1 pseudogene is annotated in these 228 nt (G+C 69.3%); it reads right to left on the reverse strand.

Annotation, left to right across the window (positions count from 1 at the left end):
- A pseudogene (locus EXE44_RS19560) lies at positions 1–228 on the reverse strand (phosphoribosylamine-glycine ligase); the annotation flags it as partial.

The following is a 228-nucleotide window of genomic DNA, read 5'->3' on the forward strand; positions in this document are numbered from 1 at the left end:
GAGCGGCTTGATCACGTACGGAGCGGGGTTCTCCCGGACGTGCCGGATGCCGGCGTCGAACTCGTGGAAGACGTGGTGTTCGACCGTGTTGACGCCGTGCGCTTCGAGGACCTCCATCGCGTAGCCGCGGTCCTCCTCGAGCCGGTCGGTGTTCGGCGTCCCGCCGACGACCGCGTGCCCGTCCTCGCGGAGCTCCCGTGCGAGTTCACCGGTGCCGACATCCGATCC

Source organism: Halorubrum sp. SS7, from assembly GCF_005435055.1.
GTDB lineage: Archaea > Halobacteriota > Halobacteria > Halobacteriales > Haloferacaceae > Halorubrum > Halorubrum salinarum.